The 16,186-nt window shown below is 70.9% G+C and carries 18 protein-coding genes; 10 read left to right on the forward strand and 8 right to left on the reverse strand.

The window, feature by feature from the left end; all coding sequences use genetic code 11:
- The first annotated feature begins 28 nt into the window (after positions 1 to 28).
- The gene (locus ABD901_RS11845; protein ID WP_345124610.1) at positions 29 to 856 is read left to right on the forward strand and encodes a biotin--[acetyl-CoA-carboxylase] ligase; all 828 of its coding nucleotides are present in this window, start codon (positions 29 to 31) and stop codon (positions 854 to 856) included.
- 104 nt (positions 857 to 960) lie between these two features.
- Positions 961 to 1,500 (forward strand): PH domain-containing protein, encoded by a 540-nt coding sequence (locus ABD901_RS11850; RefSeq protein ID WP_345124401.1) that lies wholly within the window; start codon positions 961 to 963, stop codon positions 1,498 to 1,500.
- A gap of 31 nt (positions 1,501 to 1,531) precedes the next feature.
- Here ABD901_RS11850 and ABD901_RS11855 read toward each other — a convergent pair whose 3' ends face one another.
- Complete coding sequence (locus tag ABD901_RS11855) at positions 1,532 to 2,170, reverse strand: GtrA family protein (protein WP_345124403.1); 639 nt, start codon at positions 2,168 to 2,170, stop codon at positions 1,532 to 1,534.
- A gap of 62 nt (positions 2,171 to 2,232) precedes the next feature.
- On the reverse strand, positions 2,233 to 2,739 hold the full coding sequence (locus tag ABD901_RS11860; protein WP_345124406.1) for a GtrA family protein: 507 nt from the start codon (positions 2,737 to 2,739) through the stop codon (positions 2,233 to 2,235).
- 262 nt (positions 2,740 to 3,001) lie between these two features.
- On the opposite strand from ABD901_RS11860, the gene ABD901_RS11865 reads away from it, so the two are divergent.
- The 6 genes from ABD901_RS11865 to ABD901_RS11890 all read left to right on the forward strand — a co-directional run bounded on the left by ABD901_RS11865 (position 3,002) and on the right by ABD901_RS11890 (position 10,178).
- A complete protein-coding gene (locus ABD901_RS11865) occupies positions 3,002 to 4,831 on the forward strand; it encodes a phosphoenolpyruvate carboxykinase (GTP) (RefSeq protein ID WP_345124408.1) in 1,830 nt (609 codons plus the stop codon).
- Between the two features lie 128 nt (positions 4,832 to 4,959).
- Positions 4,960 to 5,730: an isoprenyl transferase gene (locus ABD901_RS11870; protein WP_345124411.1), complete on the forward strand. Its 771-nt coding sequence runs from the start codon at positions 4,960 to 4,962 to the stop codon at positions 5,728 to 5,730.
- Positions 5,731 to 6,156: 426 nt separating this feature from the next.
- The gene (gene phoH2 / locus ABD901_RS11875) at positions 6,157 to 7,569 is read left to right on the forward strand and encodes an RNA 5'-3' helicase PhoH2 (protein ID WP_345124413.1); all 1,413 of its coding nucleotides are present in this window, start codon (positions 6,157 to 6,159) and stop codon (positions 7,567 to 7,569) included.
- Between the two features lie 211 nt (positions 7,570 to 7,780).
- Positions 7,781 to 8,473 carry an aggregation-promoting factor C-terminal-like domain-containing protein gene (locus tag ABD901_RS11880; RefSeq protein ID WP_345124416.1) on the forward strand — a complete coding sequence of 231 codons (693 nt, stop codon included), beginning with the start codon at positions 7,781 to 7,783 and terminating at the stop codon, positions 8,471 to 8,473.
- 72 nt (positions 8,474 to 8,545) lie between these two features.
- Complete coding sequence (locus ABD901_RS11885) at positions 8,546 to 9,199, forward strand: rhomboid family intramembrane serine protease (protein ID WP_345124419.1); 654 nt, start codon at positions 8,546 to 8,548, stop codon at positions 9,197 to 9,199.
- A 10-nt stretch (positions 9,200 to 9,209) separates the two neighbouring features.
- Positions 9,210 to 10,178, forward strand: a complete 969-nt coding sequence (locus ABD901_RS11890; protein ID WP_345124421.1) for an NAD(P)/FAD-dependent oxidoreductase — start codon at positions 9,210 to 9,212, stop codon at positions 10,176 to 10,178.
- Between the two features lie 9 nt (positions 10,179 to 10,187).
- On the opposite strand, the gene ABD901_RS11895 is transcribed toward ABD901_RS11890, so the two are convergent.
- On the reverse strand, positions 10,188 to 10,715 hold the full coding sequence (locus ABD901_RS11895) for a DUF4245 domain-containing protein (RefSeq protein ID WP_345124423.1): 528 nt from the start codon (positions 10,713 to 10,715) through the stop codon (positions 10,188 to 10,190).
- Between the two features lie 92 nt (positions 10,716 to 10,807).
- Here ABD901_RS11895 and glpX point away from each other — a divergent pair, with 92 nt between their 5' ends.
- Positions 10,808 to 11,794, forward strand: coding sequence for a class II fructose-bisphosphatase (gene glpX, locus ABD901_RS11900; protein WP_345124425.1), 987 nt, complete (start codon positions 10,808 to 10,810; stop codon positions 11,792 to 11,794).
- A 277-nt stretch (positions 11,795 to 12,071) separates the two neighbouring features.
- On the opposite strand, the gene ABD901_RS11905 is transcribed toward glpX, so the two are convergent.
- A complete protein-coding gene (locus tag ABD901_RS11905; protein ID WP_345124426.1) occupies positions 12,072 to 12,962 on the reverse strand; it encodes an NAD-dependent epimerase/dehydratase family protein in 891 nt (296 codons plus the stop codon).
- Between the two features lie 126 nt (positions 12,963 to 13,088).
- Here ABD901_RS11905 and ABD901_RS11910 point away from each other — a divergent pair, with 126 nt between their 5' ends.
- Positions 13,089 to 13,781, forward strand: coding sequence for a TetR/AcrR family transcriptional regulator (locus ABD901_RS11910; protein ID WP_345124427.1), 693 nt, complete (start codon positions 13,089 to 13,091; stop codon positions 13,779 to 13,781).
- Positions 13,782 to 13,796: 15 nt separating this feature from the next.
- Here ABD901_RS11910 and ABD901_RS11915 read toward each other — a convergent pair whose 3' ends face one another.
- Genes ABD901_RS11915 through xseA form a run of 4 tightly spaced genes read right to left on the reverse strand, consistent with a single transcriptional unit; the run spans position 13,797 to position 16,173 of the window.
- Positions 13,797 to 14,003: an exodeoxyribonuclease VII small subunit gene (locus tag ABD901_RS11915; protein ID WP_345124430.1), complete on the reverse strand. Its 207-nt coding sequence runs from the start codon at positions 14,001 to 14,003 to the stop codon at positions 13,797 to 13,799.
- Complete coding sequence (locus tag ABD901_RS11920; RefSeq protein WP_345124432.1) at positions 14,000 to 14,773, reverse strand: GNAT family N-acetyltransferase; 774 nt, start codon at positions 14,771 to 14,773, stop codon at positions 14,000 to 14,002. The genes ABD901_RS11915 and ABD901_RS11920 overlap by 4 nt, the downstream gene beginning before the upstream one ends.
- A gap of 2 nt (positions 14,774 to 14,775) precedes the next feature.
- Positions 14,776 to 14,931, reverse strand: coding sequence for a hypothetical protein (locus tag ABD901_RS11925; protein WP_345124434.1), 156 nt, complete (start codon positions 14,929 to 14,931; stop codon positions 14,776 to 14,778).
- Positions 14,932 to 14,934: 3 nt separating this feature from the next.
- Entirely contained in the window at positions 14,935 to 16,173 is a 1,239-nt protein-coding gene (gene xseA, locus ABD901_RS11930) for an exodeoxyribonuclease VII large subunit (protein WP_345124436.1), read from the reverse strand.
- Positions 16,174 to 16,186: the final 13 nt, after the last annotated feature.

A 16,186-nucleotide genomic window follows, 5' to 3' on the forward strand; every position in this document is an offset into this window, starting at 1 on the left:
CGCGCCGACATAGGGTCGACCTGTGAACATTTCCACCGGGGGCGCATACTCCGACCTCGACCGCCCGCCCCTGCACCCGGCGGCGTTGCGCCGCGCGCTGCTGGTGCCCGGCGGCTTCTGGACCGACCTGCGGGTCGTGGAGGAGACCGGCTCGACGAACGCGGACGTGGCCGCGGCCGCGCGTGACGGCGCGCTCGAGGGGCTGGTGATCGTCGCCGAGCGGCAGAGCGCTGGCCGCGGGCGCCTGGGGCGGCAGTGGCAGTCGCCGCCGCGGGCCGGGCTCGCCCTCAGCGTGCTGCTGCGTCCGGCCCTCCCTCCGGGGCGGCTGGGCTGGCTGCCCCTGCTCGCCGGTGTCGCGCTGGCCGAGTCGGTACGCCGGGTCGCCCGCATCGACGCCTACCTCAAGTGGCCCAACGACCTGCTGCTGCGGGGCGACCGCAAGACCGCCGGCATCCTGGCCGAGGCGGCCGACGGCGCCGTGGTCCTCGGCATCGGCCTCAACACCACCCTGCGGGAGGACGAGCTGCCCCGCCCGGACGCCACGTCCCTGGCGCTCGGCGGCGCGATGAGCACCGACCGGGACCCGCTGCTGCGGGCGCTGCTGCGCTCGATCGCCGACTGGTACACCCGCTTCACCGAGCACGGCGGCGACCCGGAGGCCTCGGGCCTGCGCGAGGAGTACGTCCTGCACTGCGGCACGCTCGGCCGGCGCGTGCGGGTCGACCTGCCCGGCGGCGGCACGCTGGAGGGCGTCGCCTCCGGCATCGACGGCGACGGCCGCCTGCAGGTCACCGACCGGTTCGGCGCTGGGCAGGCGGTCGCGGCCGGGGATGTCGTTCATGCCCGGTTGGATTAGCCCGGTTGATACGACCGGTTAAGTACGACCGGGTAGGCAATGCCGCCGGGTGGCGGTCAGGGTCTAGCCTCACCTCCGACATTCATGAATGAGGAGGGGTTGGCGTGGGGTTCCCGGAAAGCGTCCTGACCAAGGACGAGCAGGTGGTGCTGCACCTGCACCCCCACTGGAAGGCGCTGTTCCTGCCGGTGGTCTGGTTCGTGCTGGCCCTGGCTGCGGTCATCGCGCTCGCAATCTTCACGAGCTGGGGCCTGATCCCGATGCTCATCGTGGCCGGCGTGGCCCTGGTGGTCGTGCTCGTGGTCACCGTGTGGCCGTGGATCAAGTGGCGGACCACGCACTATGTCTTCACCAACGAGCGGGTGATCATGCGCAGCGGCGTCTTCTCGCGCAGCGGCCGGGACATCCCGCTCGGGCGCGTCAACGACGTGTCGTTCTCGCACTCGCTGTTCGAGCGGATGCTCGGCTGCGGCACGCTGACGATCGAGTCGGCCGGTGAGCGCGGCCAGGTGCAGCTCAACGGCCTGCCGAAGGTCGAGAAGACGCAGAGCGTGCTCTACGAGCTGGTCGACGCGGACCGGCAGAAGCACACCTTCGGTGACGACGACCGCGAGGCGCTCGTCAACGAGATCAAGAACGACTGAACAGGTACCGAACGAGTCTCCGGCCCCCGCGTCAGCGCTTCGCGGCGGGGGTCGCCGGCTCCTCGGCCGGCTGGCGGGGCGTGGGCGCCGGCGCGTCCGCGTCGGAGAAGGCCGCCTCGAGCGCCTCCATCTGACGCGCGTCGGCCGCGACCGGCGCGGTGCCGGAGAACGCCACCTCGAGGGCCTCGATCTCGCGCTCCTCGGCCGTGGCCGTCTCGGCGGGGGCGGTGAAGACCCAGGTGCGGTACGCCCAGAAGCGGAAGATCATGGCGAGCGCGATGCCGGCGGCGTTGGCGATGTTGAACGCCAGGCGGTCGCCCGGGTTGGACTCGCTGAAGTGCAGCCCGTACTTTGCAACGCCCAGCACGGCCTCCTGGATGAGCAGGCCGACGCCGTTGAGGGCGAAGAAGAGGATGTACTCGCGGCGAACGCCGCTGCGGTCACGCTCCGCGTAGGTCCACTGGCGGTTGAGCACGTAGGACACGGTGGTGGCGACGACGGCCGCGACGACCTTGGCCTTCAGCGGGCCGATGAACAGCAGGGCGTTGACCAGAGCGAAGTCGATGACGGTGTTGACCCCGCCGACCGCCGCGAACTTGAACAGTTCGGTCGCGAGGGATCGGTATCGCTCGGGGACGTACCGGTCACGGAGACTGCTGGCAAAGCGCACCGGCCAACCTTACGGTAAGCGACCAAATGCCGCTCGGCCTCGCGGGCCGAGTGCAAGACAGCTCACCCTGCGCTGTCACCCGCCGTCTCCACGGCGTTACCCGCCGCCTCCGCCGGGTGCTTCCGGAAGACGATCTGGCGGTACGACCAGAAGCGGAACGTGGTGCCCAGGACGAGCCCGACGCCGTTCTTGGCGATGTTGTCGGCCAGCTGCGAGGTGAAGTCGAGCGCGTAGTGGCTCACCCACAGGCAGCCGAGCGCGATGCCCAGCCCGCAGAGGTTGAACAGGAAGTACAGAGCGTATTCCCGGCGCAGGTCCGTGCGGGCCCGGTCGCGCCACGTCCAGAACCGGTTGCCGATGAAGGCGACGGTCGCCGCCACCGTCATCGAGATCGCGCCGGCGGCCAGCGTCGGCATGGCGTGCCACAGCGCGTTGAACACGGCCGTGTCGACGGCGAAGGAGATGACGCCGATGGTGCCGAACTTGCCGAGCTCGTGAACGAGGCCCTGGAAGCGATCGAAGAGGCGCGCCAGGAACGAGGAGGTCGGCTTGGACTGCAGGTCGGTCACGTTCGTCAGGGTAAGGCACGAGACGGATTGCGCAGTGCTGCGCGCTGAACGAAAAGTTCGCGCGAATTTCTGCGTTCGGGCGCAAAGTTCTCCGGCGTTTGTGCAGCGTTTCACAAGCTCTCACGGTGCCGGGCCCAGGATGCGGGCTTAGTCTGAGGTCAAATCGGCCGGAGTACCACGACGCGCTTGTCCCATCGCGCGCCGCGCTGACGCGCACCCTCCGGCCGCCGAGAGGTCAATGCCGACCACGAGGAGTCAACGCATGTCTGCCCCGGTTACCGTGCCCGGCCTGGATCAGGCGCCGACCCCCCATACCAGGCTGATCGCCTGGGTCCGTGAGGTCGCCGAGCTCACCCGACCCGAACGAGTGGTCTGGTGCGACGGCTCCGAGGGGGAATGGCGCCGCATGACCGACGAGCTGGTCGAGAGCGGGGCGCTGGTCCGCCTGGCCGCGCGCCCGAACTCGTTCTGGGCCCGCACCGACCCGTCGGACGTGGCCCGCGTCGAGGAACGCACGTTCATCTGCTCGGTCGACGAGGCCGACGCGGGGCCGACCAACAACTGGATGGCGCCCGACGAGATGAAGCGGCGAATGACCGAGCTGTACGACGGGTCCATGCGCGGCAGGACGATGTACGTCATCCCGTTCTGCATGGGCTCGCTCGACTCGCCGCAGCCGATGTTCGGCGTCGAGGTCACCGACTCGCCCTACGTGGTCGCCTCCATGCGGATCATGACCAGGATGGGTTCGGCGGTGCTCGAGCGCATGGGCGCCGACGCCCCGTTCGTGCCCTGCCTGCACTCCGTCGGCGCGCCCCTGGAGCACGGCCAGCAGGACGTTGCGTGGCCGTGCAACGAGATCAAGTACATCTCCCACTTCCCGCAGACGCGCGAGATCTGGAGCTTCGGGTCCGGCTACGGCGGCAACTCGCTGCTGGGCAAGAAGTGCTTCTCGCTGCGCATCGCGAGCGTCATCGGGCGCGACGAGGGCTGGCTCGCCGAGCACATGCTCATCCTGAAGCTCACCTCGCCGGCGGGCGTGGTCAAGTACGTCGCGGCGGCGTTCCCGAGCGCCTGCGGCAAGACCAACCTCGCCATGCTCGAGCCGACCGTGCCCGGCTGGAAGGTCGAGACACTCGGCGACGACATCGCCTGGATGCGCTTCGGCGAGGACGGCCGGCTCTACGCCGTCAACCCCGAGTTCGGCCTGTTCGGCGTCGCGCCCGGCACCGACTGGAAGACCAACCCCAACGCGATGCGCACGCTCGCGCGGGGCAACTCGGTCTTCACCAACGTGGCGCTCACCGACGACGGCGACATCTGGTGGGAGGGCATGGGCGAGCCGCCCGCGCACCTGACCGACTGGCGCGGCCACGACTGGACGCCGGAGTCCGACGAGCCGTCCTCGCACCCGAACTCGCGCTTCTGCACGCCGATCTCGCAGTGCCCGATCCTGGCGCCGGAGTACGACGACCCGCGCGGCGTGCCGATCGACGCCATCCTCTTCGGCGGGCGCCGCAAGACGACGATTCCGCTGGTCACCGAGGCGCGCGACTGGGTGCACGGTGTATACCTGGGCGCGACGCTGTCCAGCGAGACCACCGCCGCGGCGGTCGGCCAGGTGGGCGTCGTGCGCCGTGATCCGATGGCCATGCTGCCGTTCATCGGGTACCACGGCGGCGACTACTTCGCGCACTGGATCAACATGGGCAAGGGCAACGGCGCTGCCGGTGACGCCAAGCTGCCGCGGATCTTCTACGTGAACTGGTTCCGCCGCGGCGCCGACGGCCGCTTCCTGTGGCCCGGCTTCGGCGAGAACTCGCGCGTGCTCAAGTGGGTCGTCGAGCGGATCGAGGGCACCGCGGCGGCCGTGGAGACCCCGATCGGCGCGGTGCCGGCGCCCGGCTCGCTGGACGTGTCCGGCCTCGACCTGAGCGAGGAGGACCTGGCCGCGGTGCTGCGCGTCGACCCGGACGAGTGGCGCGAGGAACTGCCCCAGATCGCGGCCTGGTTCGAGAAGTTCGGCGAGAAGTTGCCCGGTGTTCTCTGGGCCGAACTCGACGCCCTGCGCGCCCGCCTCGGCGCCGCGTAGCCCCTATAACCGCAGCTGAGCGGCCGGTCCGTCAGCGGGCCGGCCGCTCCTGCGTTTACAGATTCGGTACTGTCCAGTGCCCGGGTAGCGGTGTTGTTTCGCCCTTTAGGTCGCTACTCTTCTCTGCCGTGGGCCTGCGTGACGTGGTTTATGCGCTGTACGAGAAGCGTCTCGCCCGGAGGCTGCTCGGCAAGCCGAAGCCGCACCACGTCGGGGTGATCGTCGACGGCAACCGCCGCTGGGCACGCGAGATGGGCTACGTCGATCCGAACGACGGGCATCGGGTCGGCGCGGAGCGCATCAAGGAGCTCCTGCGCTGGTGCGACGGCTCCGGCGTCAAGCACGTGACGCTCTGGCTGCTGTCCACCGACAACCTCTCCCGCCCCGCGCAGGAGCTCGACCCCCTGCTGCAGATCATCGAGAACCTCGCCGCCGACCTGGCCGCCGCCGGCAACCCGTGGCAGCTTCGGATCGTCGGCGCGCTCGACCTGCTGCCGAACGCCAGCGCCCAGGCGCTGAAGGCCGCACAGGAGAAGACCGTCGAGCGCACCGGCGGCGCCCAGGTCAGCCTGGCCGTCGGCTACGGAGGCCGCCGCGAGATCGCCGACGCCGTGCGCTCCCTGCTGCACGAGCACGCGAAGGCCGGCACGACGATCGAGGAGCTCGCCGAGATCCTGGACGTCGACCACATCTCCGACCACCTGTACACGCGCGGCCTCCCCGACCCGGACCTGGTCATCCGCACGTCGGGCGAGCAGCGCCTGTCCGGCTTCCTGCTCTGGCAGAGCGCCCACTCGGAGTTCTACTTCTGCGACGTGCACTGGCCGAGCTTCCGCCGCACCGACTTCCTCCGCGCCCTGCGCTCCTACGCCAACCGCCAGCGCCGCTTCGGCGCCTGAGGCCGGCTTTTGCGACAAGTCGGGCGCTGGCGCGCCACGACTTGTCGGATTTATACCCTGACAGCCGACAAATCCGGTTCGGCGCTCAAGACGCCCCTGAGCTGGCACTTCGCGTCACCGTCCGCACATTCGAGCGCGGAACGGTCGGCGTTGCGCTGCTCCCGGACGTCGACGGCTCCTGACACACGCCACCGAACGAGAACAGAGCAGCTCCACCGGGCGAGCGGAGCGAGCCAGATGTACAGCCCGCGATCTAGTGGATTTTGCTGCCACCGGATAGCGTCATTGGCGTGACGGGGGTTTTCCCCGGCATCCGAGGCCCGGACCGAGCGAACGCATGTGAAGCCACGGGGCCAAGCACCCGACCCCGTGCGGGCGTCGGAGGACGCGAGTGCGGGCGGCGAGGTGCCCGCCCCCGGAGATCCCGTGACCGTTCGCCGTAGTCCCTCAGCAAGCTCCTCTACGAACTCCTCGGAGCCGGCGCCAGCGCCCGTGAAGGCCGTGCGCCGCACTCGTAAGAAGGCCGAGGAGGCCCCCGTTCCCGTGCGACGCACCTTTGTGCTCGACACGTCCGTGCTGCTCTCCGATCCGGGCGCGTTCCTGCGCTTCGGCGAGCACGACGTGGTCCTGCCGCTGGTCGTCATCTCCGAGTTGGAGGGCAAGCGGCACCACCCCGAGCTGGGGTACTTCGCGCGGCGCTCGCTGCGCTTCCTCGACGAGCTTCGGGCCAAGCACGGGCGGCTGGACAAGCCGCTGCCGCTGACCGACGCCGGAGGGACGCTGTGGGTCGAGCTCAACCACGCCGATCAGCACGTGCTGCCGGCCGGGTTCCGGGCCGACACCGACGATGCGCGAATCCTGGCGGTTGCGCTCGCGCTGCAGGCCGAAGGCAAGGACGTCCTGCTCGTCACGAAGGACATGCCGCTGCGCGTGAAGGCCGGGTCCGTCGGGCTCGCGGCCGACGAGTACCAGCCGGGGCCGACCGCCGATCACAGCTGGACCGGCATGGTCGAGCTCGGGATCAGCGAGGCCGAGGTCAAGCGGCTGTACGCGGGGGAGGCCCTCGACCTGGACGGGGCCGGGGACCTGCCGGTGCACACCGGGCTGGTGCTCTCCTCGCCCAACGGGTCGGCGCTCGGCCGGGTCGGCGTGGACAAGTCGGTGCGGCTGGTGCGCGGGGACCGGGAGGCGTTCGGCGTGCGCGGGCGCTCGGCGGAGCAGCGCGTCGCCCTCGACCTGCTGATGGACGACTCGGTCGGCATCGTGTCGCTCGGCGGGCGGGCCGGCACCGGCAAGTCGGCGCTCGCGCTGTGCGCCGGGCTCGAAGCGGTGATGGAGCGGCGCAAGCACAAGAAGGTCATCGTCTTCCGGCCCCTGTACGCGGTCGGCGGGCAGGAGCTGGGCTACCTGCCGGGCAGCGAGTCCGAGAAGATGTCGCCGTGGGCGCAGGCCGTCTTCGACACGCTCGGGGCGCTCGTGCACGACAACGTGATGGAGGAGGTCGCGGCCCGGGGCATGCTCGAGGTCCTGCCGCTGACCCACATCCGCGGGCGCAGCCTGCACGACGCCTTCGTGATCGTGGACGAGGCGCAGTCGCTCGAGCGGGGCGTCCTGCTGACCGTGCTGTCGCGCATCGGCAGCAACTCGCGGGTGGTGCTCACCCACGATGTTGCGCAGCGTGACAACCTCCGGGTGGGTCGTCACGACGGTATCGCCGCGGTGATCGAGGCCCTCAAGGGCCATCCCCTCTTCGCACACGTCACCCTCACCCGTTCGGAGCGTTCTCCGATCGCGGAGGTCGTGACGGATCTGCTGGAGGACCTGCCGTTCGAGCGCTGATGAGCGTCCAAGTTGCGCGAATGTATCCGAATTGTGGCGTGATTAGAATCACAAGCTCTACCGTTTGGGTTCTCATCATCGAATGCGCTAGGCGATGGTGGGTCTCGAGCGCATGACGCCACGCTAGTCGGCATCAGGCGCTCACGGTGCGTAAGGGCCCGGGCGGAACGCTCCGGCCGGGCCCGACCCACCGTGTCCCTGTCCCCGACGAATGGATGACTCCGTGATCCGGCTGTGGCAGCGGGTCGGCACTCTTCGAGCCGTGTTCGCCCTCGTGATCCTCGCGGGGCTGGCGGGCGGGCTCGTGATCGCCAACCGAATGACCCAGCACGATGCGTCCGCGAGCGAGCCCAAGGCCGTCGGCGCCTTCTCTTCTTCTTCGGCGACCCCCTCCGTGTCGCGGTCGCCGTACACGCTCGACGAGGCCGACGCATTGGCGAAGGCCAAGGACGCCGCGTCCGACGCTTCGGCAGAGGCCAAGGCCGCCGACGACGAGGCGCGTCGCAAGGCCGAGGAGGCGAGCCGGGCCAACCAGCGCACCACGACCGCGCCGCCGACGAACTCGGCGCCGAAGTACCCCGCGCCGAGCTCCTGCAACGTGTACTCGGGCAACAAGAAGGTCGGCTGCGCGGTGCTCGTCGGCTACGGCTTCGGCCTCGACCAGATGCCGTGCCTGGAGAAGCTCTGGGACCGCGAGAGCCACTGGACGACCACCGCGTCGAACAAGAGCAGCGGCGCCTACGGCATCCCGCAGGCCCTGCCCGGCAGCAAGATGGCCTCGGTCGGCGCGGACTGGAAGACCAACCCGGAGACGCAGATCCGCTGGGGCCTGAACTACATCAAGGGCAGGTACAAGACGCCCTGCGGTGCCTGGTCCCACAGTCAGTCGACCGGTTGGTACTAAAGATGTAGATCGTGCCGGCGCCGCCACGGGACTCGTGTGGCGGCGCTGGCGTGGACCTGTTACCACAATGTTGTGGCGAACGATTCTGACCGGCAGTCCGACCCGACACGCTTCGGCACCGACGCCTTCTACGCCTCCATCGGGCGGGCTTTCGTCGCCATGTGCGCGTTCGTGCCCGTGCTGTTCCTCATCGAGTTCTTCGACAAGCTCTCCGGGCACCGCCTGGCCCGCGACGGCGGCATCGAGCCGCACCGCATCGAGGGGCTCGACGGCATCGTCTTCGCGCCGTTCCTGCACGCGAGCTTCGAGCACGTCCTGGCCAACAGCATCCCGCTGATCCTGCTCGGCACGTTCGTGCTGGCCGACGGGGGCGCCCGCTTCTGGCTCACCACGATCTTCATCGCGGTCGTGTCGGGCGTCGGGGTGTGGTTCCTCGGCGACGGGCTCACGGTCGGCGCCAGCGGGGTCATCTTCGGGTACCTCGGCGTCATCCTCATGCGCGGCGTGGTCGGGCGCAGCCTGTGGCACATCGCCGTCGGCCTGCTGATCGGGCTCCTCTACGGCTGGCAGATCATCGGCGTGCTGCCCAACGACCCGGACGTGTCGTGGCAGGGGCACCTGTTCGGGTTCATCGGCGGGCTCGTCGCGGCGATCCTGTTCCGCCGCCGTCGCCCCAAGCCCGTCGAGCGCACCGAACCTCTGGCCCTCGGGCCGGACCTGACGTAGCGTTCGGCGCATGCGGGAAGTTGACCTCGCCATTGTCGGCGCGGGACCGGCGGGTCTGTTCGCCGCCTACTACGCGGGGTTCCGGGGCCTGTCCACCACGATCATCGACGCGCTGCCGGAGCCCGGTGGGCAGGTCACGGCGATGTACCCGGAAAAGATGATCTTCGACGTTGCGGGCTTCCCCGGCATCCGCGGCCGCGACCTCGTCGCCAACCTGGTGGAGCAGGCCGCCCAGTTCAACCCGGAGTACATCCTCGGGGTGCGCGCCGAGGGGCTGTCCTATGTGGACGAGCGCCCGGTGCTCACGCTGTCCGACGGCCAGCAGGTGCGCTGCGGCGCGGTGCTCATCACGGGCGGCCTGGGCAGCTTCACCGCCCGCCCGCTGCCCGCCGCCAACGGGTTCGCCGGCGAGGGGCTCGTCTTCTTCGTACCCCACCTGGCCGACCTGGCCGGGCACGACGTGGTCATCGTCGGCGGCGGCGACTCCGCCTTCGACTGGGCGCTGGCCCTCGAGCCGATCGCCAAGTCGGTGACCCTGGTGCACCGGCGCGACAAGTTCCGCGCGCACGCGCACACCGTGGCCCGCGTCCAGGCCCTGCCGGTCGAGATCGTGGTCAACGCCGAGGTGACCCGCCTGCACGGCGAGGGCCGTGTGTCGGGAGTCGAGGTGGCGGTCAGCGGCGCGGAGCCCCGCACTGTGCCGGCCGACACGGTCGTGGCCGCGCTCGGCTTCACCGCCGACCTCGGCCCGCTCGCCGACTGGGGTCTCGAGCTCGACAAGCGCCACATCCGCGTCGACTCGACGACCGCCACCAACCTGCCGCGGGTCTTCGCGGCCGGGGACATCAGCGAGTACAGCGGAAAGGTCCGCCTCATCGCGGTCGGCTTCGGGGAGGCGGCCACCGCCGTCAACAACGCCGCCGTGATCATCGACCCGGCGGCACACCTGTTCCCCGGGCACTCCTCGGACAACGGTTGAGCGGCGAGCCTACGCCGTAAGGCCTTCCGCCAGCTGCCTGAACTGCGCGTCCTTCGCCTGGCCGACGATGATCACGGTGCGCGGGTCCGTCGTCTGCACGAGCGCCGTCTCGCCCGGGCGGCCCTGGGTGTACCGCTGCCAGGTGATGTTCTTGATGGTGATCTCGTCGCCGGCCTTGGCGCCCGGTCCCACGATCGCCGGCACGAGCTCGGCCCGCGGCTTGGCGCTCTCGACGATCTGCAGCGCCCCGTCGTCGGGCGCCGTCACCCCGAGGCGCAGCACGCCGTCGGTGAAGGTCGCCGAGACGATCCGCCAACCGTCCGGCAGGCTCTCCGGCCGCAGCGGCTGGAACTGCCCCGCGCGCTGGACCGACCCGTACACCTCGGTGGTGTCGATCTGCGGCGGCGTCTCGTGACCGAGGTAGCGGTAGAACCCGACGATCAGGAACACCGGAATGATCAGGACGAGCATCGACAGCGCCATGTCCCGCGGACGGCGCGCCTTCGGCTCCCGGGTCGGCTGTGTCGCAGTCACCACGTGTCCATCTTGACAGGCCATGGCGGCCGGGTCCCTGTCAGGATTACTTGAGACGCACCACACCCACGCAACGACGCGCGAGGAGTGCACGAATGAGTCGTGAGATGGACCGGAACCTGGCCCTCGACCTCGTCCGGGTCACCGAGGCGGCGGCGATGGCCGCCGGCCGCTGGGTGGGCCGGGGCGACAAGAACGGCGGCGACGGCGCGGCCGTCGACGCCATGCGCCTGCTGATCAACTCGCTGCCCATGCGCGGCACGGTGGTGATCGGCGAGGGTGAGAAGGACAACGCGCCGATGCTCTACAACGGCGAGAGCGTTGGCGACGGCACCGGCCCCGAGGTCGACGTCGCGGTCGACCCGGTCGACGGCACCACCCTGATGAGTAAGGGCATGCCCAACGCCCTCGCGGTGCTCGCCGTCGCCGAGCGGGGCGCGATGTTCGACCCGTCCGCGGTGTTCTACATGGAGAAGCTCGCCGTCGGCCCCGACTGTGCCGACGTGATCGACATCGACGCCGGCGTCGAGGAGAACCTGCGCCGCATCGCGAAGGTCAAGCGCTCCAGCGTCTCCGAGCTCACCGTCTGCATCCTGGACCGCCCGCGCCACCAGGAGCTCGTCCACACGGTCCGCCAGACCGGCGCGCGCATCCGCTTCATCTCCGACGGCGACATCGCCGGCGCGATCAGCGCCGCCCGCGACGTCAGCGAGACGGACGTGCTGATGGGCATCGGCGGCACCCCCGAGGGCATCGTCGCCGCCGTGGCGCTGAAGTGCATGGGCGGCGCGATCCAGGCCAAGCTGTGGCCGCGCGACGACGCCGAGCGCGAAAAGGCCCTGGCCGCGGGCCACGACCTCGGGCGGGTCCTGCACACCGACGACCTGGTGAGCGGCGACAACATGTTCTTCTGCGCGACGGGGGTGACGAGCGGCGACCTGCTGAAGGGCGTGCGCTACCGCTCGGGCGGCGCCTACACCCAGTCGATCGTGATGCGGTCGCGGTCGGGCACGATCCGCTGGATCGACTCGTTCCACCGGCTGGAGAAGCTGCGCGCGTACTCCCTCGTCGACTTCTCCTGACGCGGCCGGCACGGCCCTGAGGCGTTTCCGGACGCCTCAGGGCTCCTGCCTTCCCGGGGTCCTTCGGGCCCTCGTGCTTCCCCGGCCTCGTGCTTCCCCGGCCTCGTGCTTCCCCGGCCTCGTGCTTCCCCGGCCTCGTGCTTCCCCGGCCTCGTGCTTCCCCGGCCTCGTGCTTCCCCGGCCTCGTGCTTCCCCGGCCTCGTGCCGAAATGTCGGGCGCTTCGCGCCGCGACATTTCGGATTTTTCGCCTGACGGGGTATATGTCGCTTTCGAAGCTCACATCTGGCGCAGGGTCGCGCGGATCGCGTCGTCCAGCGGCGTCGCCGTCAGCCCGAACTCGGCCGTCGCCCGCGAGGAGTCCATGATGAACGGCCGCGCGTGCTGGTACCGGACCTCCAGGAACTCCTTGGCGAACTTGTCGTAGAGCCCGGCCATCCGGACCGCCGCCTTCGGGTACGTCCGCAGCCGCGGCGCCGGCAGCCCGGCCAGCTCCGCGACCCGCCCGAGCAACTGCCGCGCGGTCATCGGCGCCGGCGACGGCGTGTGCCAGGCGTGGCCCCAGGCGCGCTCCTGCCCCGCCAGCTCGACCAGCGTGCGGGCGGCGTCGGCCGTGTACGTGTAGGTGTGCGGCACGTCGAGCGGCGCCGGCATCCAGGCGGTCCTGTTGCGCCGCATGGCAGGCATGGCCTGGTCGATCAGGGAGTACTTCGGGCTGATCCAGTCCGACGAGCGCACCTCGATCGCGCGCACCCCCGAGGCGAGCGCGTCCTGCCACATCTTCGCCCGCACGCGGCCCTTCACCGTGGTGGCGGCCAGCGGCATGTCCTCGGTCATCGGGCGGTCGACGGGGCCGTACGCGTACAGGTTCCCGGTGATCGCCAGCACCGCGTCGCTGGCCTCGGCGGCCCGCAGCATGGCGTTCGCGAGCGGCGGCCAGGCGGTCGGCCACTCGTAGTACAGCGGATTGGCGCAGTTGTAGATCACCGTGGCGCCCTTGGCGATGCGGGCGAGCGCGGCCGCGTCCCCGGCGTCCGCCTTCACCCGGCTGATCTGCGGGTGCTCCGGGCCGCTGCCGCTGCGCGTGACCACGCGCACCTCCTCGCCGGCGCTCGCGAGCTGGAGCGCGATGGCCGTACCGACCGAACCCGACCCGACGACGACCTGCATGACAGAGCCTCCTTGTGTCGCCCGCTCAACTTTGTGAGCAGTGCTCTCGCTTCAGAGCATAGGACTACGGCGCTCGCAAATGCAAGAGCAGTGCTCTCGAATTGGAGCGTGTGTCATGATGGGTCGATGAGAGCGAACTCGATCAGGGCGCGCGTCCGGGCGGAGATGACCGACGAGATCAAGGAGATCGCCCGCCGCCACCTGGCCACCGACGGCGCGAACCTCTCGCTGCGCGCCGTGGCCCGCGACCTGGGCGTGGTGAGCTCGGCGATCTACCGGTACTTCGCGAGCCGCGACGAGCTGCTGACCGCCCTGATCCTGGACGCTTACAACGCGCTGGGCGGCTCCGCCGAAGAGGCCGAGTCAGCGGTACCGCGAAATGCCTACACCGACCGATGGCTGGCCGTAGCCGGGTCGGTGCGCGGCTGGGCCTTGCAGCGACCGCACGAGTACGCGCTCATCTACGGAAGCCCCGTCCCCGGGTACCAGGCCCCGGAGGACACGGTGATCGCGGCCACCCGCGCGGTCCGGGTGCTCGGCGGCATCCTCCAGGACGCGGCCCTCGCCGGCGCGCTGCGCCCGAACGACGACCCGCCGCCCCCGCCGGATGCGGCCCAGGACGTGGAGCGCATCCTCGCCGCCCTCGCCCCCGACGTCCCGGTCACCACGATGGCCCGGGGCCTGTCGTCGTGGGTGACCCTGTTCGGCCAGGTGAGCTTCGAGATCTTCGGTCAGCTGCGCAACACCATCAACCACCGCGACGAGTTCTTCGAGCACCAGATGCGCGCGCAGGCCCGCTACATCGGCCTGACGGTATAAACGACCGCGGCCCGGTCATGACTCCGGCGGTGTGAGCCGGGCGCGGGCGGCGTCCAGCCAGCGCTGACAGATCGCGGCCAGCTCCTCGCCGCGCTCCCACAGGGCCAGGGACTCCTCGAGCGTCGAGCCGCCCGACTCGAGCCGCTCGACGACGGTTGCCAGTTCGGCCCGCGCCTGCTCGTACGTCAGGGCGGGCGCGGTCTCGCTCTTCGGATCGCTCACGCGGTCGCTTCCCCCTCGGAGTTGTACGACAGGAACAGCACGGAGTCGGTGCGACGGTAGCCGACGCGCGCGTAGACCCGCTCCTGCGCCTCGCCGGCCGGCGTCAGGTAGACCAGCGTCGCCCCGGCCGCGAACGCCGCGCGCGTCAGGTGCAGGGTGAGGGCGGCGCCGAGGCCGCGCCGCTCGTACCGCGGCCGCACCGCGATCCCGGCGACCTCGGAGATGCCGTCGCGCACCGCGATCGCCACGCCGCCGCCGGCCGGCTCTCCCGTCGCGATCTCGCGCGCGAGCAGCTGCAGCTGCCCGCCCTTGGCCTTGGCGCGCGTGTTCGCCACGTGCTCCGGCGACGGCGGCGGTTCGCCGAACGCCTCGTGCTGCGCGCCGAGCATCGCCGCGACGTCCTCGTTGGACTCGGGCACGACGAGCTCGAACCCGTCCGGCACCGGGCAGTCGGCGTCGGCACCCGGCGAGCACTGCATGAGCGGCAGCCGCTCGGCGACGGTGAACCCGGCGGCGAGCAGCGCGGGTTCGACGGCGGGGGCGAGGCCCGGCAGGTACTCCAGCCGCGGCGTCCGACCTCGGCTCGTGAACGCCTCGACGAGTTCCGCAACGTCGGCCGGCGACGGCTCGGCGCCCTCGTCGGGGATCGCGTAGTTGAGGTAGACGTTCGCGTCGTGCCCGCTGATCGTCACCGTGAACGGCCCGGCCCGCACGACCTCGCGGCCGCTGCAGGCGCTGGCCAGCATGTACTCCTGCAGTCGCTTCGACATCCTCATCCTTCCGTCGCGACGGTCGCGGCGATCGTGCTGTCGGCCGGCCTGGTGCGCGGCCGTTCCCCGGCGGCGACGTCCTCGGGCGCACGCCCGGTCGCGGCGAGCGTGCCGTCGGCCGGCCGTTCCTTGGCGGCGACTTCCTCGGGCGCGCGCAATCCTCATCCCTCCGTCGAGTCCGGCGAGACGGTCGCGGCGAGCGTGCCGTCGGCGAGCCTGATGCGCAGCCGTTCCCCGGCGGCGACGTCCTCGGGCGCGCGCACCACCGCCCCGTCCGCGCGCTGCACGATCGCGTACCCGCGCTGCAGCGTGGCCTTGGGCGACAGCGTGCGCAGCCGCGCGAGCGTGTGCTCGAGCGCGGTGCCGGCCCGGTCGAGCCGGTGCAGCAGGTTGCGCCTGGCGCGCTCGCGCACGGCGGCCACGTCCGCCTCGCGCACGTCGACCATCGTCAACGGCCGCGCGATCGAGGGCCGCGAGCGCAGCGCGTCGAGGCGGTGCTGCTCGCGGTCGAGCAGGCCGCGCAGCGAGCGGTCGAGCCGCTGCTTGGCCTGCCCGATGAGCCGCACCTCGTCGCCGAGGTCGGGCACGATGCGCTTGGCGGCGTCGGTGGGCGTCGAGGCGCGCACGTCGGCGACGAAGTCCACCAGCGGCGCGTCCGGCTCGTGCCCGATCGCGGACACGACCGGCGTCCGGCACGCGAACACGGCCCGGCACAGCGCCTCGTCGGAGAACGGCAGCAGGTCCTCGACCGACCCGCCCCCGCGCGCGAGCACGATCACGTCGATCGACTCGTCGCGGTCGAGGATGTTGAGCGCGTCGATGATCTGCGGCACGGCGGAGGGCCCCTGCACCGCCACGTTGATGACCCGGAAGTCGATCGCCGGCCACCGCCGCCGCGCGTTGGTCAGCACGTCGCGCTCGGCGGCGCTGGCCCGCCCGGTGACGAGCCCGACCCGGCGCGGCAGGAACGGCAGCCGGCGCTTGCGCTCGCGGGCGAAGAGCCCCTCGGCCTGCAGCAGCCGCTTCACCTGCTCCAGCCGGGCGAGCAGCTCGCCGAGCCCGACCTGGCGGATCTCGTCGGCGCGCAGGCTGAGCGAGCCGCGGGCGGCGTAGAACTCCGGGCGGGCGTGCACCACGATCCGGGCGCCCTCGGCCAGCGTCGGGGCGCCGAGGTCGACCACGTCGCGGTTGGTCGTCACGCTCAGGCTCAGGTCGGCGGACGGGTCGCGCAGCGTGATGAACACCGTGTTGGTGCCCGGCCGCCGGACGACCTGCGTGACCTGCCCGTCGATCCAGATCCAGCCGAGGCGGCCGATCCACTGGCTGATCTTCTGGCTGACCACGCGCACGGGCCAGGGCTTCTCGCTGGTGGACTTGTCACCCGCGGCGTCTTCGGTCACGCGCGCGACCACA

The organism is Dactylosporangium darangshiense, assembly GCF_039537565.1.
Classification (GTDB): Bacteria; Actinomycetota; Actinomycetes; order Mycobacteriales; family Micromonosporaceae; genus Dactylosporangium; species Dactylosporangium darangshiense.

Excerpts from the sequence above, each read along its gene's own strand:
- ABD901_RS11880 (WP_345124416.1), top strand. The coding sequence starts at position 7,781 with ATGGATGACTCCGTGATCCGGCTGTGGCAGCGGGTCGGCACTCTTCGA.
- ABD901_RS11865 (WP_345124408.1), top strand. The coding sequence starts at position 3,002 with ATGTCTGCCCCGGTTACCGTGCCCGGCCTGGATCAGGCGCCGACCCCC.
- ABD901_RS11920 (WP_345124432.1), bottom strand. The coding sequence starts at position 14,773 with ATGTCGAAGCGACTGCAGGAGTACATGCTGGCCAGCGCCTGCAGCGGC.
- ABD901_RS11910 (WP_345124427.1), top strand. The coding sequence starts at position 13,089 with ATGAGAGCGAACTCGATCAGGGCGCGCGTCCGGGCGGAGATGACCGAC.
- ABD901_RS11890 (WP_345124421.1), top strand. The coding sequence starts at position 9,210 with ATGCGGGAAGTTGACCTCGCCATTGTCGGCGCGGGACCGGCGGGTCTG.
- ABD901_RS11905 (WP_345124426.1), bottom strand. The coding sequence starts at position 12,962 with ATGCAGGTCGTCGTCGGGTCGGGTTCGGTCGGTACGGCCATCGCGCTC.
- glpX (WP_345124425.1), top strand. The coding sequence starts at position 10,808 with ATGAGTCGTGAGATGGACCGGAACCTGGCCCTCGACCTCGTCCGGGTC.